14 protein-coding genes are annotated in these 16,524 nt (G+C 51.0%); 4 read left to right on the top strand and 10 right to left on the bottom strand.

Going from position 1 to position 16,524, the window contains the following annotated elements; all coding sequences use genetic code 11:
• Positions 1 to 43: 43 nt before the first annotated feature.
• From L4174_RS19965 to L4174_RS19985, 5 genes are all read right to left on the bottom strand, one after another.
• Positions 44 to 2,512 (bottom strand): glycoside hydrolase, encoded by a 2,469-nt coding sequence (locus L4174_RS19965; RefSeq protein ID WP_248142122.1) that lies wholly within the window; start codon positions 2,510 to 2,512, stop codon positions 44 to 46.
• 91 nt (positions 2,513 to 2,603) lie between these two features.
• The gene (locus tag L4174_RS19970; RefSeq protein ID WP_248142121.1) at positions 2,604 to 3,521 is read right to left on the bottom strand and encodes a DUF2861 family protein; all 918 of its coding nucleotides are present in this window, start codon (positions 3,519 to 3,521) and stop codon (positions 2,604 to 2,606) included.
• A gap of 2 nt (positions 3,522 to 3,523) precedes the next feature.
• Complete coding sequence (locus tag L4174_RS19975) at positions 3,524 to 4,168, bottom strand: response regulator transcription factor (protein ID WP_248142120.1); 645 nt, start codon at positions 4,166 to 4,168, stop codon at positions 3,524 to 3,526.
• Entirely contained in the window at positions 4,165 to 5,646 is a 1,482-nt protein-coding gene (locus tag L4174_RS19980) for a DUF3404 domain-containing protein (RefSeq protein ID WP_248143301.1), read from the bottom strand. Before L4174_RS19980 ends, L4174_RS19975 begins: the two co-directional genes overlap by 4 nt.
• Before the next feature lie 103 nt (positions 5,647 to 5,749).
• Positions 5,750 to 7,180, bottom strand: coding sequence for a PLP-dependent aminotransferase family protein (locus L4174_RS19985; RefSeq protein ID WP_248142119.1), 1,431 nt, complete (start codon positions 7,178 to 7,180; stop codon positions 5,750 to 5,752).
• 118 nt (positions 7,181 to 7,298) lie between these two features.
• On the opposite strand from L4174_RS19985, the gene L4174_RS19990 reads away from it, so the two are divergent.
• Together L4174_RS19990 and L4174_RS19995 are read left to right on the top strand one after the other, a co-directional pair.
• Positions 7,299 to 8,216 carry an EamA family transporter gene (locus tag L4174_RS19990; protein WP_248142118.1) on the top strand — a complete coding sequence of 306 codons (918 nt, stop codon included), beginning with the start codon at positions 7,299 to 7,301 and terminating at the stop codon, positions 8,214 to 8,216.
• A gap of 117 nt (positions 8,217 to 8,333) precedes the next feature.
• Entirely contained in the window at positions 8,334 to 9,464 is a 1,131-nt protein-coding gene (locus L4174_RS19995) for an acyltransferase family protein (RefSeq protein ID WP_248142117.1), read from the top strand.
• A 158-nt stretch (positions 9,465 to 9,622) separates the two neighbouring features.
• Here L4174_RS19995 and L4174_RS20000 read toward each other — a convergent pair whose 3' ends face one another.
• Positions 9,623 to 10,351 carry a gamma-glutamyl-gamma-aminobutyrate hydrolase family protein gene (locus L4174_RS20000; protein WP_248142116.1) on the bottom strand — a complete coding sequence of 243 codons (729 nt, stop codon included), beginning with the start codon at positions 10,349 to 10,351 and terminating at the stop codon, positions 9,623 to 9,625.
• 74 nt (positions 10,352 to 10,425) lie between these two features.
• Here L4174_RS20000 and L4174_RS20005 point away from each other — a divergent pair, with 74 nt between their 5' ends.
• Positions 10,426 to 11,241: a helix-turn-helix domain-containing protein gene (locus L4174_RS20005; RefSeq protein WP_248142115.1), complete on the top strand. Its 816-nt coding sequence runs from the start codon at positions 10,426 to 10,428 to the stop codon at positions 11,239 to 11,241.
• An 11-nt stretch (positions 11,242 to 11,252) separates the two neighbouring features.
• Here L4174_RS20005 and L4174_RS20010 read toward each other — a convergent pair whose 3' ends face one another.
• Entirely contained in the window at positions 11,253 to 12,671 is a 1,419-nt protein-coding gene (locus L4174_RS20010; RefSeq protein WP_248142114.1) for an MATE family efflux transporter, read from the bottom strand.
• Positions 12,672 to 13,081: 410 nt separating this feature from the next.
• On the opposite strand from L4174_RS20010, the gene L4174_RS20015 reads away from it, so the two are divergent.
• The gene (locus L4174_RS20015; protein WP_248142113.1) at positions 13,082 to 13,615 is read left to right on the top strand and encodes a hypothetical protein; all 534 of its coding nucleotides are present in this window, start codon (positions 13,082 to 13,084) and stop codon (positions 13,613 to 13,615) included.
• Between the two features lie 70 nt (positions 13,616 to 13,685).
• Here L4174_RS20015 and L4174_RS20020 read toward each other — a convergent pair whose 3' ends face one another.
• The 3 genes from L4174_RS20020 to L4174_RS20030 all read right to left on the bottom strand — a co-directional run bounded on the left by L4174_RS20020 (position 13,686) and on the right by L4174_RS20030 (position 16,507).
• Positions 13,686 to 15,233: a cytochrome-c peroxidase gene (locus L4174_RS20020; protein ID WP_371929413.1), complete on the bottom strand. Its 1,548-nt coding sequence runs from the start codon at positions 15,231 to 15,233 to the stop codon at positions 13,686 to 13,688.
• Between the two features lie 159 nt (positions 15,234 to 15,392).
• Positions 15,393 to 15,710 (bottom strand): AzlD domain-containing protein, encoded by a 318-nt coding sequence (locus tag L4174_RS20025; RefSeq protein ID WP_248142112.1) that lies wholly within the window; start codon positions 15,708 to 15,710, stop codon positions 15,393 to 15,395.
• The gene (locus L4174_RS20030; protein ID WP_248142111.1) at positions 15,707 to 16,507 is read right to left on the bottom strand and encodes an AzlC family ABC transporter permease; all 801 of its coding nucleotides are present in this window, start codon (positions 16,505 to 16,507) and stop codon (positions 15,707 to 15,709) included. Before L4174_RS20030 ends, L4174_RS20025 begins: the two co-directional genes overlap by 4 nt.
• Positions 16,508 to 16,524: the final 17 nt, after the last annotated feature.

The raw sequence follows: 16,524 nt of genomic DNA on the forward strand, positions 1-16,524 counted from the left end.
CTGCCACTGATTCATTTTCATAGCGAGGAACCTGCTCAAAGGCTCAGTACACCCCGGATGTCCACATCACAATACTGGGTTTCTGACCGTCCCCGGACTGCAATTCAGCCCGGAAACTCATCGCTGGCAGCGTCACCGTGTCGTCGCCGATCCGGACAACCTGCGACTTTTTCGTAAAGTTCGCCACAATCTGACTGCCGTCACTGAAACGGGTTTGCTGAATATTTCCGTCCTTATCCAGCCAGTCAAAACCGACCAGGGCTTTATCCCAGAGCACCTGATGCACAGGCGCAAATCCCTGCTGATAATGCTGCAATGCCCTGATTCTCGGTAAATCCGTCGACTGCGCTTCATCCCGGCTCAGATGCACCATCGGCGGTGTGTTATAGAGCATACCGGCAAGATCCCGGACACCTTTCACATCCGAAAACTTCAGACTGTCCATATGCCAGTGATGTGTGTTCATCAGCTCATCATGGAACACAGCCTGATATAACGGGATCTTAAACGCCGGTGTGAAAAAGAGCGACCTGTAGGGCTCCTTCACCTGAGCAGACCGGAAGAAAAACGCTGGTTTCTGATCCGGATACCAGGCCCCCAGAAAATAAGGCGAACGACGATTGCGTTTCATATCCGGATCTGTCCAGCCAAATCCCGTGGTTTCCATACCATGCGCAAACACCACCCCACGAGTTGTGATGCTGTTACCGTCTTCCGAACCCAGCACCATGCCCTGCTCACTCATCCATGACATTCGGGCATTAAAAGCTTCAGTCATTCTTTGCTCAGACATGCCGGACTCCGGCTCTGAACCTGACAGATATGGCCGGACGGTATAATCTTCACGCGCCATACCGGTTGCATCCACATCTAAAAACAGGCTGTTAAACCGTCCGAATTTCATAATGTGCTGAGCCCGTCGTTTCACATAATCAGTTCCACAGCCCGGATTGAGGTAATTGCCTTGTCCGCGAAAACCACGCTGCTTGCTGCCGTCGGCATTTTCTATTGCACATGCCTTCCTGACGGATTCCGGAAGATGCGCGGTCAGCCAGCTTTCATTATCGGTCACGTGAATGGCGGTGTTATAGGAGTCATAGGTTGCCACCAGATAACCCGATTGTTTCGCCTGATCCACCACCTCCGGCTGAAAAAATGCGGGCAACCAGTTATCCAGCCCAATCCAAAGACGGTTCAGCCCGGCAGCTTGAAAAGTCTGAAGGACAGGTTGTGACAGACTCTGCCCCCACAGCGAGGGAGCGATCAGAAAACGGGCCGCATGATCCTTCAGATAGGCTTTTCGCTGACGGACCGCTTCGTATTGTCTGGCAATGCCATCCTCGTCCACCTGAGGCGCACTGAAAGGAAAATAAGCTGCCAGAGACCGGTTGACCGCCTCAACTAATAACCGCTTCTGGTACTGGTTCAACCGAATCTTTCCATTCGATTGCGTCAGCGGCGTCAGCTCCCGGACCGCTTCCTGGTCAGCAAACGGACTCAGGTTTGGATCGCTGAAAAACCATTGCATCAGTCCAGCCCAATCGGTCACATCCTGCTCAGCGATGCCGTCCGAGCCAAACAGATAGACATGACTGGCACCGATCAGCTTCCTGACATTCGGGTTGTGTGCGGCCTTATCGCTCAGGCTGTCCCGCTCCCCTTGCGCTTCCCGCCACTGACGGTAACGGCTAGCTCCCGACAGGTTGTCCGTGCCCATGTGAATCAAGAGCTGAAAGGGCTCTTTCCGGTTCAGAGCCGTAAACAGATGACTGGATGTCATCTCGACCGCAGCCTGTTGCCCTTTGGTCTTTTGACCTGACAAGTCTCTGAAATCAATCCGGTTATTAAAAGGATTCAGTAACAAATAAGAGAAAAAACGATCGGCAGAGGCTGCCTTGTTTTCATGGCTGGCCGTTTTTTTGGCCGTACTCACCGGGTGAGCCGACACCGTCCAGAACGGCATTTTCAAATCTTGGGTGGTATTACTGCCGGAATACTCATTTTGCAGATAAGAGGCCCAGGTTTCATGACGTACCGGGACGCGCAGCCCTTCATTCAGCGGTAATAACAGGGCGTCTGCAAATTCCTCGGGTAAGTCAAACCAGTTTAAGCGTACCGGTTGATTCCGGCTGATGCGCTGATCCGCATTCCTTTCAAACTGCAAACTCAGATCATTCGCCTCCAGCCGGGCACTGACCTGAATATTGCTCGGTAACCACAGCCACGACAGAACATTGGGCTGTGTCTGCGGCAGCTGACGCACCGACTGGCGTAAACCATCCACACTGGCATTGGCCTGGTTCACTGCGTATGTCTGACCATCAGCGATCCAGTCAATAGCCAGTGTTTGGGGGTCCAGCCGGACCTGCTGGTTCTGATGGCGCAGAGAAAGCATTTCTGCATGTGTCTCTGGCGCTGCAAAAGCCGCACAAACCAGCAGTAATAAGGGTTTGTAAGCAGCAGAGAAAGAAAATCGGGCAACATGGGTTTGATGGAAAAGTGCTGTTTTCATGTAAATACCTGTTTGTTTCGATACAGGTATTAGACGTGAGCCATCATTGCGAATTGTCACCCCAGTGTCTTCATTATCGCCTGCTCGCCATTCACGGACGACTCACATGCAGATATCTGACTGGTAAAGTTACCCGGTACACCTGTTCAATATCCAGACTGCCCTGAAAATAGCGTGATGCCACCACAGCGCTTAGCCATTCAGCATCCGCGGGAACGGATGCCGGTATGATTCCCCGCCTCTGGTTGTCGAGCTGGACGGCTTCCAGCGGTGCAGCGAGCTGATAAGTGCCATCCAGCCATTGCCAGAGACGACGGGAAACCTGACACCGGCGCGCAGGTGTGACTTCCGGCGAGGGAAACAGAAACGGGCTCTCCGTCTGACGCTTATCCTGAAATGTCACCGGCGCTGCTGAACCGGGCAGCCACGCTGAGACCAGAATCAACGGATAAGTCTGTTTCCCGACCTGCAGCAGATACCCCCCATCAGGTACCGGCTGAAACCACTCAGCGCTTTCCAGCTCTGCGTAACCCTCTTTATCGGGTGTCACGATACCACTCAGCCAGGGCTTCCCTGCCCTGTCGGTCAGAACAATAGTCAACGGCTGGCTGGCACCTTCGATGGCAACTTTTAACTGTTGCACCTGCTGATGAAGATTCACTTTATGCTGGAGGGACAATGAAACCCGCATTGCGGTTTGAGTACTGTCTGCCAGAGATAAAGGTGCTCCCAGACGCCGTCCGCAATCGGACTGATTCAGGATCTGCTGAAACACAGGTTGCCACTGGGATACCGGCACCGATGCATGCTGCTGCAAAGTAAGCTGCAACTCCTGCCATGCCAGCTCAGTCTGATCCTCGACCAATGCCTGATAAACAGACTGTAACGGCGTCGTCATGAACCAGTCAGCCGGATTGGTCGGGAACGGACCCGCTGCCGTTGGCAAAGCAAGACTGGCAAGCAGGCATGAGAGCCGCCATCGTTTCCTGAAAGAAAGCCGGTTCAACACGGTTATTCTCCCCTGAGCCGGTAGCCGACACTGCGCACCGTTTCGATTTCCAGCGCTGGCAGTTTCTGCCGAAGATGCAAAATGTGATTATCGACCGTCCGTGTCGACGGAAATGCCTGAAATCCCCAAACTTTGTTGAGCAATTCATCTCTGTGATACACCCGGTTGGGGTTTTGCACCAGCAAGGCCAGCAGCTGAAATTCTTTCGGCTTCAATGGCACGGTTTGCCCGTTCTCCTGCACAGACTGACCGGACAGGTTCACCACCAGACTCTTGTAACGGATCTCAACCTCACCCAGCGGCCGCAGTTGGGCCTGAACCCGGGCCAGCAGTTCCTCATGCGCAAAAGGTTTGATGACATAGTCCTTTGCTCCGGCCCCCAATCCTTCAACCCGGTGCGCCACTTCTGTTTTTGCCGTCAGAATAATCACCGGCAACGCTTTTTTGGTCAGCCATTCCGGCAGCCATTGGACGCTGTCTCCTTCCGGCAATTGCCGGTCCAGCACCACCAAATCAGCCTGATACCAGTACTTTTCGACATCAGCCATACGTTTGATCCAGCGACAGCTGTACCCCTGGCCAGTCAGATAACGAGACAGCCCTTCCCCCAGTAAATGATCGTCTTCGACCAGTAATATCTGACTCATCTGGGTAACTCCAGTCTGTATCTTGTCGGTTGACGGTGTTCAGTTAATTTGCCGCCCAGCCGTCGCATGATGCGCCTGACAATCATCAGGCCAATCCCCATTCCATCTGTGTGATCCGTTGTTTTTCCTTTGGTTTTCCCAGCATCAGACACAAAACGCCGCCACAGCAGACGCCGGGGTGATGACTGCCCCTGATCGCTGATTTCAATCCAGATTTTTTCCCCGGTGATCTTTGCTTCAATGCGCACCGGAGGCTCACCATGAATGAGTGCGTTGCGTATCAGGTTGTCCAGACACACACCCAGCCAATAATACGGCAGCGCGATTTCCAGATCGCCTGTCAGACGATAACTGAGGTTGTACGGTTCAGTCACGGCATCCAACCAGTCGGAGAACAAGGCCAGATCGCCTTCCGCCATCGCATCCTGCCTGTCACTCAGGAAGCCTTTGCTGGCCTCAGTCAGACGGGACAAGCGCTGGTAATCACCGGAAAGTCTGTAGAATGCATCCTGCGCCGGGCCGCTGAGATGATCAAACTCATCACGAAACTGTTCCACAGTGAATCCCAGACTGGTCACTGGTGTTCTCAGTTCGTGGGTAAGTAACTGCAAAATAAACTGACGTTCTTTCAGTGCACGCCGCCGCTCCAGCAGCATCTTCAGTGCCAGCCCCGGCACCGCCACCAGCAAAAGCACCAGTGCCGCCTGCCACCACAAAGGACGTTCGGGTACAGATGAAATGCATAAGTTACTGTATTGCATGACGCAATTCTGATGATCCTGAGCATCCAGCGAAGTGACAGACAACCCGGCCTCATCAGCAACGTCCTCCCATTGTTCTGCACGAAGTACGTCAATGCCCCCGGGGTGATTTCGCCACAGCTGGCCATGATTACTGAGATAAAAACGATATCCTTCAAAGAGCGCTGTTTTGCCGGATGAAGAGAGTGAAGCCATAGCTTCGTGCAAAGGATGCTCAGGATTGGCCAGTGTCAGATTGCCTGCATGTTCCTGCAGAAATGCCCTGACGACAGATTGATCCGCTTGCCCTTGAAGATAGGCCAGATACCGGTCAGCATAGCTGCCCCCAGCCGGATGCAGTGCTGACAACACCGAATTCCAGTCTGACGTCAGTTCCCCAGCCTGGCACAACAGCCATTCAAACTGCATCGCCTGCTGCCAGGCCGGGCTCTGTACCATCGGATCTTCCGCTGGCAATTCACAGTTCTGGTGAACGGTATAAAGGGTTTTCAGTTGCTGCCAGCTGAATGTTGCCAGATCCGGATACTGGCTGGCCGGAAGCAGCAAAGACTGGGGAAATTGATTAAGTGTTTGCTGCGAAATTATCTGGTCAGCATCAATCGCCGCAAGACGATCAGTAAATTGTTGCCACTGTTGCTGAATTGATGGCACGGACGACGCTCCGCCTGACTGTGCAGATGCGGGCAACGCCATAAAAATCAGTGCAAACCAGACCACTCTCAACAAAATTTTCCTCTGAACCCAAACCTGTGAGTATACTCATGCTCAGCACCGTTTTGTCGCCGCAATGTCACCATTGTCTGTTTTCTGACAACATCTCTCAGACATGGTCCGGTTGAGCCGGACTCACCTGTTTCAGCACTTGAGTCAGAGAATCCAGCGCCTGCATGGCCGCATTATCCGGCTCCCCGGCCTCCGGCAATGCAAAACCGATATTGATCCGCAAGCTGTCCCGGTAAAAATCACGACAAGTAAAGAATTCACCTAAACGAATGTCCAGCTGCGCATCAGCCAGCAGATGTTTCAGTTTCGCCGTTGCCATCCCCGGAAGCTGGAGCCACAGGACCATACCGCCAGCCGGATCACTGATCCGCACGGCATCCTGAAGCTGTTGCTGAAGATACTCCGTGTATCGCTGCTTGTTGGTCAGTAACGCAAAACGTCTGTTCTTCAGATGACGTCCATATTGCCCGCTGTCAATAAAATCGGCGATGGCCAGCTGTACCGGCAATGCAACCCCGAAACACCCGGCACGAAATTTACGGAGGTAGGCCTCCAGGTACCGTCCCGGCAGACACCAGCCTAACCGATAGCCGGCCGCCAGTGTTTTTGAGACTGAACCACACCAGAGTATATAGCCGGATTTATCGTAATATTTGGCAGGCAGCGGCACGGTGTTGCTGTGTGGCAACTCCATGTACACATCATCTTCGATCACCGGGATCTGATACTGTGCCGCCATGTCCGCCAGTCGCTGTTTCTGTGCCGGTGACATGGTGATTCCCTGCGGATTCATGTGAGTCGTACAAAACAGACCGGCCTGAATGGTCCCCAGCCGCATGTGATGGTCAAGCTGATCCAGATCGATCCCGGTTGCCACCGACGGTATTTCGACAATATTGCGCGACATTTCCCGCAACAGGGTCAGCAAGCCATTAAAACAGGGCGAACTGATGGCAATTGTATCTCCCGGCCGGGTGCATACGTCAATGGCGGTCCGGATGGCATCCATACAGCCGTTGGTAATCACCAGCTGCTCCGGCTGAAAATGAAAACCGTACTGCGTGAAATGCGCAGCCAAAACCTGGCGCAGCATGGGCTCTCCCTGAGACACCGGATAGAAACTCATCCGCTCTCCCAGTCGCTGATGCGCCCGGCGAAAACTCTGCCCCATTTGCTTTGCCAGCTCTGCGCCGACTTCAAATCGTGAATAACCCAGCGGCCCGGCATGCTGGCTGTCCGGGATCTGCCCGGCCTGAGGCTGATAGTCAGATACCGCCGCCAGACGGCTTTCGAACTGTTCCAGTGCGGGCAGGTTCTGGCTGCCTCGCCTTGCCACAAAATACCCCGACTGCGGCTTCGCAATAATCCAGCCCAATGCCTCCAGCGACTGATAACAATTCAGTGCAGTCGTCATACTGACCTGATGCAGGCTGGCGAACTGACGGAGCGAAGGCATCCGGGATTGTGCGGCCAGCTTTCCCGCCTGAATATCCAGCACGTATTGTTCCGCAAGCTGCTTGTACCTCATGGATTGCCTCCGTTCACACGCCAACTGTACTCTTTTTATTTTCAAAAATTGTATCTGCACCGCACCCGGACAGCAATGCAAAATGAAAATTGAATCCATAACAAGTGAGGGAAAACGCATGGCTTTCAAAGATGCCTTACTGGGCCTGCTCGTGATGTTCATCTGGGGAATCAACTTTTCCGTGATCAAACTCGGAGTCAGTGATGTGGATCCGATGCTGATAACAGCAGTCCGCTTTACCCTCGCCACAATACCGTTAATCTTTTTCGTGAAAAAACCTGATGTGCCCTGGCGCTACCTGATCAGCTATGGGGTTCTTTTTGGCGTGGGTGTCTGGGGCCTCGCGTCCTGGTCAATCACCGCAGGTCTTTCAGCGGGTATGACATCTGTACTGATGCAAACCAATGTCATTTTTGGCCTGCTGTTCGGCTATCTGATGTTTCAGGAGCAGTTCACTCAAACCAAACTGATTGGTGCACTCCTGGCTGCCAGTGGATTAGCACTGTCTTTGATGGCCACAGACGGCACAGTGACCCTCAAAGGCGTGGCTTTGATTCTGGTTTCCGCACTGTCGTGGAGTCTGGTCAGTGCGATTGTGAAAAAGTCCGGCACTACGCAAGCCTTTGCATTCAGTATCTGGGGTATGGTGTTTGCCCCGGTGCCGCTGCTGATTTTCGCTCTGTCACTGCATGGAACTGCAATGATTGAGCACGCTTTTCACAACTGGCATGGCTATACCACCTTTTCGGTCCTGTTTCAGGCCTACCCGACCACCGTATTCGGCTACTGGATCTGGAATCGCATGCTGGTGAAATATCCGCTGAGTACCGTCGCTCCGATCAATCTGATGGTTTCTGTGTTTGGACTGGCAGGCGGGTATCTGTTTTACGATGAGACCGTCGGCATCCTGCAGATCATGGCTGCCAGTTTTATTCTGGCGGGCGTCCTGTTTATTCTGATGCGCCCGGGTGACCCTCAGTTGAGCACAGCGTTGTTACAATGGCGGATAAAATTGCTTTCCGGCCAGAAAACCTGACAGAACAACTGAATTATTTTGCCCGAAATCGACCACAAGAAACGACCTGGCGATCTCCCTTGGCTACACTTAATTTCAGTGCAGAACAACTGTGTTGCTGCAAAGTGGAGATGGCTGATGCTGAAAAACTCAGGTCAAAATACGGTGGGTGCAGCCCAACAGCCGGAGCGGTTCTACTTCCTGGATGCAATGAGAGCAACCCTGATGGTCCTGGGCGTTGTCCTGCACTCTGCTGAGGTCTTTAATCCTGAACACTCCTGGCTCATTTACAGCCAGAATACAAGCTGGCTCATGACTGACCTCATTGATGTGATTCATACGTTCCGGATGCCGGCTTTTTTTGTCGTCTCCGGTTTCTTCTGCGTGCTGACCTTCAGAAAATATCAATTCAGCACATTTATCCTGGTCAGATTCAAACGGCTGGCGATTCCCTTCTTTTTTACCGCACTCACGGTCAACACGGTGCAGGCATTGATCTTGAACCAGAGCCACTGGCAGTATTTTGAAGTCATGCCCTACCTGCACGAAGGGCAATATATTTCCCATCTCTGGTTTCTGGTGGTTTTGTTGATCTATTTTCTGGTCACTGCAATTGGTTTTGCAATCTTCAGACCCGTTTCAAAACCCTGGGTCACCGCGATGAACACCGTGTTAGCCCGGTTACCCGTGTCTGTGCTTCTGTTTCTTTTACCCGTCCTCTCACTGGAATTTTTATCGTTGAATAAAATCGGTGTTCCCATTTATTCAAACGTTTATGGATTAATTGATACCTATGAGCTCATTCACTATTTGCCTTACTTTTTGTTCGGGCTGATTCTCGCCAGTGAACCGCGATTTTTTCAGCGTTTCTGTCAGTACAAACTTTCTGTTGCACTGACAGCCATCCTCATCACGTCGCTGCTTGCAGCGAACATTATTCCGGACAGTCATCTAACCACTAAGATAATTTCCGTGTACCTGAAAGAGCTGACAGTCTGGATGGCTATCACGCTTTGTTTCGGCCTCTTTTACCGCTTTTTAAATGCGCCTTCCCGGAGAATCCTGTTCCTGTCAGACGCCTCCTATACGGTTTATTTATTTCATCATGTTTTCGTCATTGCGATTGGCTTGCTGCTCATTAACCTCAATGTACCTGCAATCATTGGGTTCTGTATCCTGGTCACAACGGTCTCGATCATTTCATTTCTGATTCATCGGCAGATTATTTCCAGACAGAGGCTGGCTGCTTTTGCCTTCAATGGGAAATAGAGCAGGCTTTGGATCAAGGCTGGCTGACACCACATCCAACCCTGCGGCCTGCGACGCCGTCAGGGCTGGAATACTATACGGTCGTGCCAGAGAGACATCGCCATTCAGCACCAGTTCTAGCTTTTCAGCAATGGCTTGTGAAATCGATGTCGGTTGACTCAACCTCGTCTGTGTATTTGTGATTCAGCCACCAGCGCATCCATAAACCCGAACAGTGCCCGGTTCATTTCGCTGTAGTCATAGTCCAGTAACTGTGCAGCAGTCTGGATAAAGGGCTGCGTCCCTGCCCCCTCAAGATCGGCACCGGCATGCTCAATCATCCCGGTGACCGATTCACGGGTAAACTCAGGATGACACTGAAAACCATAGGCTAATGACGAGTAACGGATAATCTGCCGGGGACATCCCAGACTGGTCGCCAGCACCTGACAAGCGGGTGTCAGCCCCGGCATGTCGTTATGCCAGTGCCCGACAACCAGCTGCGCCGGAAATCCCTCAAATTTTCGGTCTAAACGAGCGTGCTTGTTCAGCACAATCGGAAAACAACCGACCTCAGGTTCCAGACTACGTGAATACTTTGCCCCCAGCGCTTCTCCCAGCAACTGTGCCCCCAGACAAAAACCAACCACAGGCGTTTTCGCATCCAGTGCTTTGCGGATCAGTTCAATTTCCGCTGCGGCATCAAAATGCGGACAGTCTTCAGTCGTTGTCGCCGGGCTCTGCGGCCCGCCCAACACCACAAGCAGATCCATATCGTCGCCATGCGCCGGCAAAGCTTCTCTCAGATAAACCCGGGAATAGCTGGTTGAATAATTTCGCTGATCGACCCATTGAAGCAATGCACCTGGTCCTTCAAAGGCTTCATGAATCAAAAAATGAACTTTCATTATGGTCCTTACCGTCATTATGATTAGAGACGTGCTAATACTATGCACAATTACTCACAACAGATAGCGGCAGTATGACACTAAATACCGATAACCAGACAAGTCCATTGCCAAGCAGTAATACGCTGATCGCGACTTTTCCGAAACAGCCTGTACTGATCAAGACCGTAAACATGACGAAGGGCTACCATGACAAACCTCACCAGCACGAATGGCATCAGGTGATCTATCCTTCCAGAGGATTACTGAAGAGCCGGACTGAGTCGCATCACTTTTATGTCCCTCATCACCGGGCACTGTTTATTCCTGCGCGCACAATCCATGAATCTTACGTGATGAAGGATGCCTCTTTTATCGGAATCTATCTGAACCCGGCTTTCTGCAAAGCGCTGCCGAACAGCTGCCAGCCGATTGAAGTCAGTCCGTTTCTGCGAGAACTGATCCTGAAGCTGACCCAGAATGTTCACATCGGGCAGCCGCTGTCCGACCGTGTCCTGAACTTGCTGACCGTATTTGAAGACGAGCTGCGGGCAGAAAAAGACAGCTCTCTGGAATTGCCCATGCCTGCCGACCGGCGTCTTCAGCCCATTGTCCATGAATTACTGAGCTGTCCCGGCAGTCCGAAAACCCTGGCAGAGTGGTCCTCACAGACGGGAGCAACAGAGCGAACCCTGTCACGGCTGTTCAACAAGGAGGTACAGCTGACTTTTCCGCAATGGCGGCAAAGACTGAGACTGATGACAGCCCTGACTTTGCTGGAGCAGGATGAAGCGGTGCAGGACGTTGCTCATCACATTGGGTACCAGTCCGTCTCTGCGTTTATCGAAGCCTTCCGGATGGCGTTTAAGCAGACGCCGCAGCAGTTCAAGCAACACTACCGGAATCAGTAGCGTCAGGCATTTTACTGACTGCCTTTTTCAATCATGGCTTCATCACAAATATGAGCAATTTGCTGCTCTTCTTCGGTAATCCGGGTTTTCTTCCAGGTCCCCCGCTGAAACCAGATGAAAGCAAAAATCGCGACGACCACATTGGTGACCGCAAAAGACCACCAGATGCCACGATCAGCCAGCGTGGTGTGTTTTGACAGGACATAAGCCAGCGGGAATTGCACCATCCATTGTGAGACCAGAGCGACCATCATGGCATTTTGCATATTCCCGGAAGCCCTGAAGGCAGAAACCACACAAAGCTGGATTCCAATCCCGCCCCAGGTCAGGCACATAATTCGCAGAAAGTGAGCGCCTTCGGCAATGACTGCCGGATCGTCGGGAATAAAAACAGCGACAAGATCAGGGGCCAGCACATAGGCAACAACGCCGATCAGCGTCAGCCCGAGAAATCCCCACAGGGTTCCCAGTAAGGTGATTTTTTCAGCGCGGTCGATCTGATTCGCACCAATGTTCTGACCCACTAAGGTGGATACAGCCATTGATAACCCCATGGCGGGAATCATGACAAACTGCAACAGGTTTGCGCCCACGCCATAAGACGCAATCGTCACTGTGCCGAAGCTTGCAACCAGAAATGACAGGATGATGGTTCCCAATGCCCGCGCCGACAATTCGACCGATCCCGGTGCTCCGAGAAAAAACGCCTTCCGGATATAGGCAAAGTCAGGTTTAAAGTGATGCCACTCCAGTTTGATGCCATGGTTTCCGCGAAGAAATACAGTCAGTCCTAACATCGCGGCAATCGACTGAGTGACCAGGGTTGCCAGTGCGGCCCCCATCACGCCATGGCCTTCAAAGCTGCCGTATCCGAAAATAAACAGCGGATCGAGAAAGAAGTTCAAAATCACAGTACCCAATACAATCAGCAACGGGATCTTGATCTGTCCGATGCCCCGCATCAGCGACTGAAACATGGCAAACAGAAACACAAAAATAACCCCGATAAAGGAGACATGCATGAATTTCAGGGCATCATCAAAAACCTTATCGCTCACCCCCAGCAATGTCAGAAAGTACGGTGAGAGCAAATAACCACTCATTCCCAATATCGCCGAGGTGAAAGCGACCATCAGCATGGTCTGAGCAGCAACATGATTCACCTTGTCTCTTTTCCCGGCGCCCATGTATTGTGCCGATAAGGTCGCGCCTGCCATCGCCAGTCCGGAACCCAGCGCTATGACTAAGAAAGTAACCGGCATGCTGACCGATACAGCAGCGACTTCCGATGCACCCAGCCGACCAACCCAGAATGCATCCGTTAACTGATAAGCCGACTGAAGAATATTGGTGAGAATAATTGGAATCGCCAGTGAGAGAAGTGCTGTATGAATCGGGCCTTTCAGGAATTTTTTTTGCTTATCTGTCATTGCCATGCCTTATTCAAGGAGCCTCTGTTCATCTTGTTGTTCTTAATATTAAGCCAACTAAGAATGCATACTCAGACAAAGATGCGACCATTTCAGGTCTGACTTTATTTTACTTCGCAGGTGCAACGTGCTGACGCGCCGTTTTTCCTGCTTCGGATTGCACACGGTAATTTTCAGGTTTTCGTCTTCTGGTTTCACAAACGCCTCCGGATAAGACTAGTCTCACAAGCCTCGGAATTGGACAGATTTAATAAGAGCGAAGCCCAACGATATCATCCAAGAGCCTTCGCTCAATTTCCGCAACAAATCAGAACCGGCAGGATTTGAATCGATTGTGCTTCAGGAAAATGACTGCCAACTATACTTAGGTGATACCTACTCGGCACCGTGATTCTACTAAGGATAACGGTATGAAATATTACTACTATCTTTCTCTGGCTGTAATGGCACTGGCGATGCAGAGCACCGCTCAAGCTGATGACAAACAAGCAATGCTGGAGGATGCCCTGAGTGCGGCGCCCCCGACACTCAAAGACAAAGTCACCGTGATGGACTGGGATAACAATGTGTTACAAAAAGGAACCAGTAATTATACCTGCTTCCCAACCCCGCCACAGTTAAAAGGAAAGGCGCCCATGTGTATGGACGGCCCATGGATGGATTGGGCAAAGGCCTGGATGAACAAGCAACCCGTTGAAATTAAAACCATCGGAATATCTTATATGCTGGGTGGTGATGGCGGTGCCAGTAATACTGACCCCTATGCCGAAAGTGAAACAGCCGACAACCAGTGGATTGTCGAAGGGCCACACCTGATGATCATCACACCGGATAAAGCCCTGCTGGATTCGCTGCCGACGGATCCAAATAACGGCGGCCCTTACGTGATGTGGAAAGATACACCTTACCAGCACATCATGGTCCCAATCGGGCCAAGGCCTTAGCCTCAGGCAGAATATGCTGAAAAAAAGAAAGCGAGATTAAATCTCGCTTTCTTTATTCTGTTTTACCACACTATTTTTTCTTCTGTTGACTGCTGGATTGATAAGGCTTCGGTGGTTCCACGGTTGTGGTATCCGTCAGCGTTTTTAAGTATGCCACAATTGCCGATTCCTGATACTCAGTTAACCCTAGATCACCGGTGAACGTTTTTCCCGTGGCCGGATTAACCGCCCCTAGTGAACTGAACGGTGAATTAATTTCAGGCGCAGGCCAGCAATTATTCGCCAGTGCATCTTTCTCCGTCACGATACCTTCCGGACAACGCTTAATATTAAATCCTTTTGCCGTTTCGCCATTCACATTCGATGTATTGTAGAAATGCACCAAACTTTCTAGGCTCTTGAACCAGCCGCCATGGGTATAAGCCTTAATGAAACCTTTCCCGTTCCGTTTATCAACATTTCTTAATGTCGGTGTTTTATGGTGGCCTATGAACGCATTCCGAATACCGAATACCGTTGATGTCAGGCCAAACTGGATCAACGTTGGATTGACACCCGGATTAGGCTCAGGAGAACCCGGGATTTCATAGTTTCTCGGAACACCAATGGAGTGATAAGTATCATCCGTATAGCGTTCCTCCGGATCAGTCCCATCTCCACCACCGCTATGGCAGGCTGAGCATCCGGCTTCTCCGTAGAACAGGTCATGTCCGTCATTTTCAAGCTGCGTAAATCCATCCAGTGGAAATTTGTGGTCTGCATCACTGGCCAGAGCCATATCTCTTTTAGACGAGAAACGGTTATTATCCGCAGACATTTGCCAGGCCGCGAGCGCAACAGCAAAACGGGCAAAAGCCTGATTCGTGCCATCTTCGCTTTGGCAGTCTAAAGGCACATTCCAGGACAGATAATACAGTTCACTCCCCCATTTCGTACCTTCAACTTGCTGACACACATCAGATTTTGACTTGTGATTTTGCTCAACAGGGTTCAAAAATGGGCTGGCAAAGGCCTGATCAGCAAGGGGACCGAGATATTTTGAATACTCGTTTAATTTCAGCCAGGACGCATCCGAAGGCATAAACACTGCATTCGTTTGCTCGACAATGTCACCCGTAGCGCGACCATTCCAGAATGCACCCCCACAAGGAAAGAAACCACATGGGGCAACACCCCGGTCTTTCAGGCGCCCTAAACCAAAGGGGTTACCATTTTTATCGAGGAAAATGGTGTACTGATTTGTCGGCGGTTTCAGTGTCCCTGCATTTTTCGTGGTCGTTTTACCTTGCAGGCCCAGAAGCTCAATGTCCTGCGGTCTTAAATGCGGTCTCGCCCCTGTCACAGCGACCTGATGTAAATTCACACCGGAAACACCGTAAGTCCCCCCTGTGCTCGGGGCATGACAGGTGGCACATGACATTCGCTCAGGGTCAGAGATATTTTCAAAAAATAACCGTTTGCCAAGTTCCTCCAGATAACTTAAATCGGTTTCATTGTGATTGTCACTTTTTGCCTCTATATGAGCTGAAAAGATGGTCGAAATAACCAGAACAAATGTTCCGGTTAATTTTGTAGGGATGGATATCGGTTGTCTGCCTTTAGATGCTTGCATGGCCATATTAACCTCTTTCTTATTTTCCACGCATGTATCAGCCGCCCTGAAACGGGCAGCGTTACGGAAGATGAGACGATGGGTAAACTATAGAATGAGGTTCTGTCGGCCGCGTTTCTCAAAAGAGAGAATTTCACTTAAATCAAAAGCATAAGCAATAAAGTCTTAATTTATAAAAAATGACGCACAAAAAAACACCACCATACTGAGGACAGCCGTGAATAAAACATTCTTTGTTTTCCATGCAATTATTGCTGCAACCAAAGCGCCAATAAAATATGGGTTATGATAAGTGACATCAATCCCATTATTTTCAGGCAAAAAAACAATAGGCGCCCAAATTGCCGTTAATACGGCAGGACCCGAGTAACTGAGAAAACGTTGTGTCTGATGATTCAGCTTTATCGGCAGCCTGGGCTCTAAAAACAGATAACGGCTGACAAAGATAACCAGCATCATTGTGATGATAATGATCCACGTCATTTTAATTCTCCCTGCTGAGTTTCAGAACCTTCACGATTTATCGGATGATTTCCAACCCATCGTTCCGTTAAATAACCGCAGATCATTGCCAGTAAACTCGCAATCATGAGCCCTCCTTCAATTTCCAGTGCAGCCATCAACACTGAGGCCAATAAAGCCACAGCCACGGCCACCAGAACGGGCCAGCGCTGAATTGTAGGAATCACAATGGCAATAAAAGTCGCAGCAATCGCAAAGTCGAGTCCCAGACTTTCCAGATTGGGAATAAACTTACCCGCGAAAATGCCGGCAATTGTGGCAAGATTCCAGCTGAGATAGAACCATAACCCTGCACCTAAGGCATACCAGGGCTGAAAGCGTTGCGGTGTCTGATTTCCGCACAACGCAAACAGCTCATCGGTGAGCAGAAAGCCTAACCCCAGCCGCCAGCGCAGTGGCAGCAGACTGATGGTTTGTCTCATGGTGATACTGTAAAGCAAATGCCGGGATGTGATGAAAAACGTGGTCAGCAGAATCGTGAACAGCCCCACGCCCGCTTTGATCAAACCGGTTGCGACGAGCTGAGCCGCACCTGCAAACACAATCGCGGACATCGCCATACTCTGAAACACATCCAGCCCGGCATCAATCGCAAATGAGCCCGCTAACAATCCCCATGGAACGACTGCAATGCACAAGGGTGATACTGCCAGCGCTCCTTGTCTGAATAACCGCCACTTCTCCTGTCTGTTCAGTAACAACCCACGCCCATCAGGTTCTGCTGATGTCGATACTTCGGGTACATGTTCATTTTTCATGGTCTCTGACTCACTTT

This window comes from Photobacterium sp. CCB-ST2H9 (genome assembly GCF_023151555.2).
Taxonomy (GTDB): Bacteria; Pseudomonadota; Gammaproteobacteria; order Enterobacterales; family Vibrionaceae; genus Photobacterium.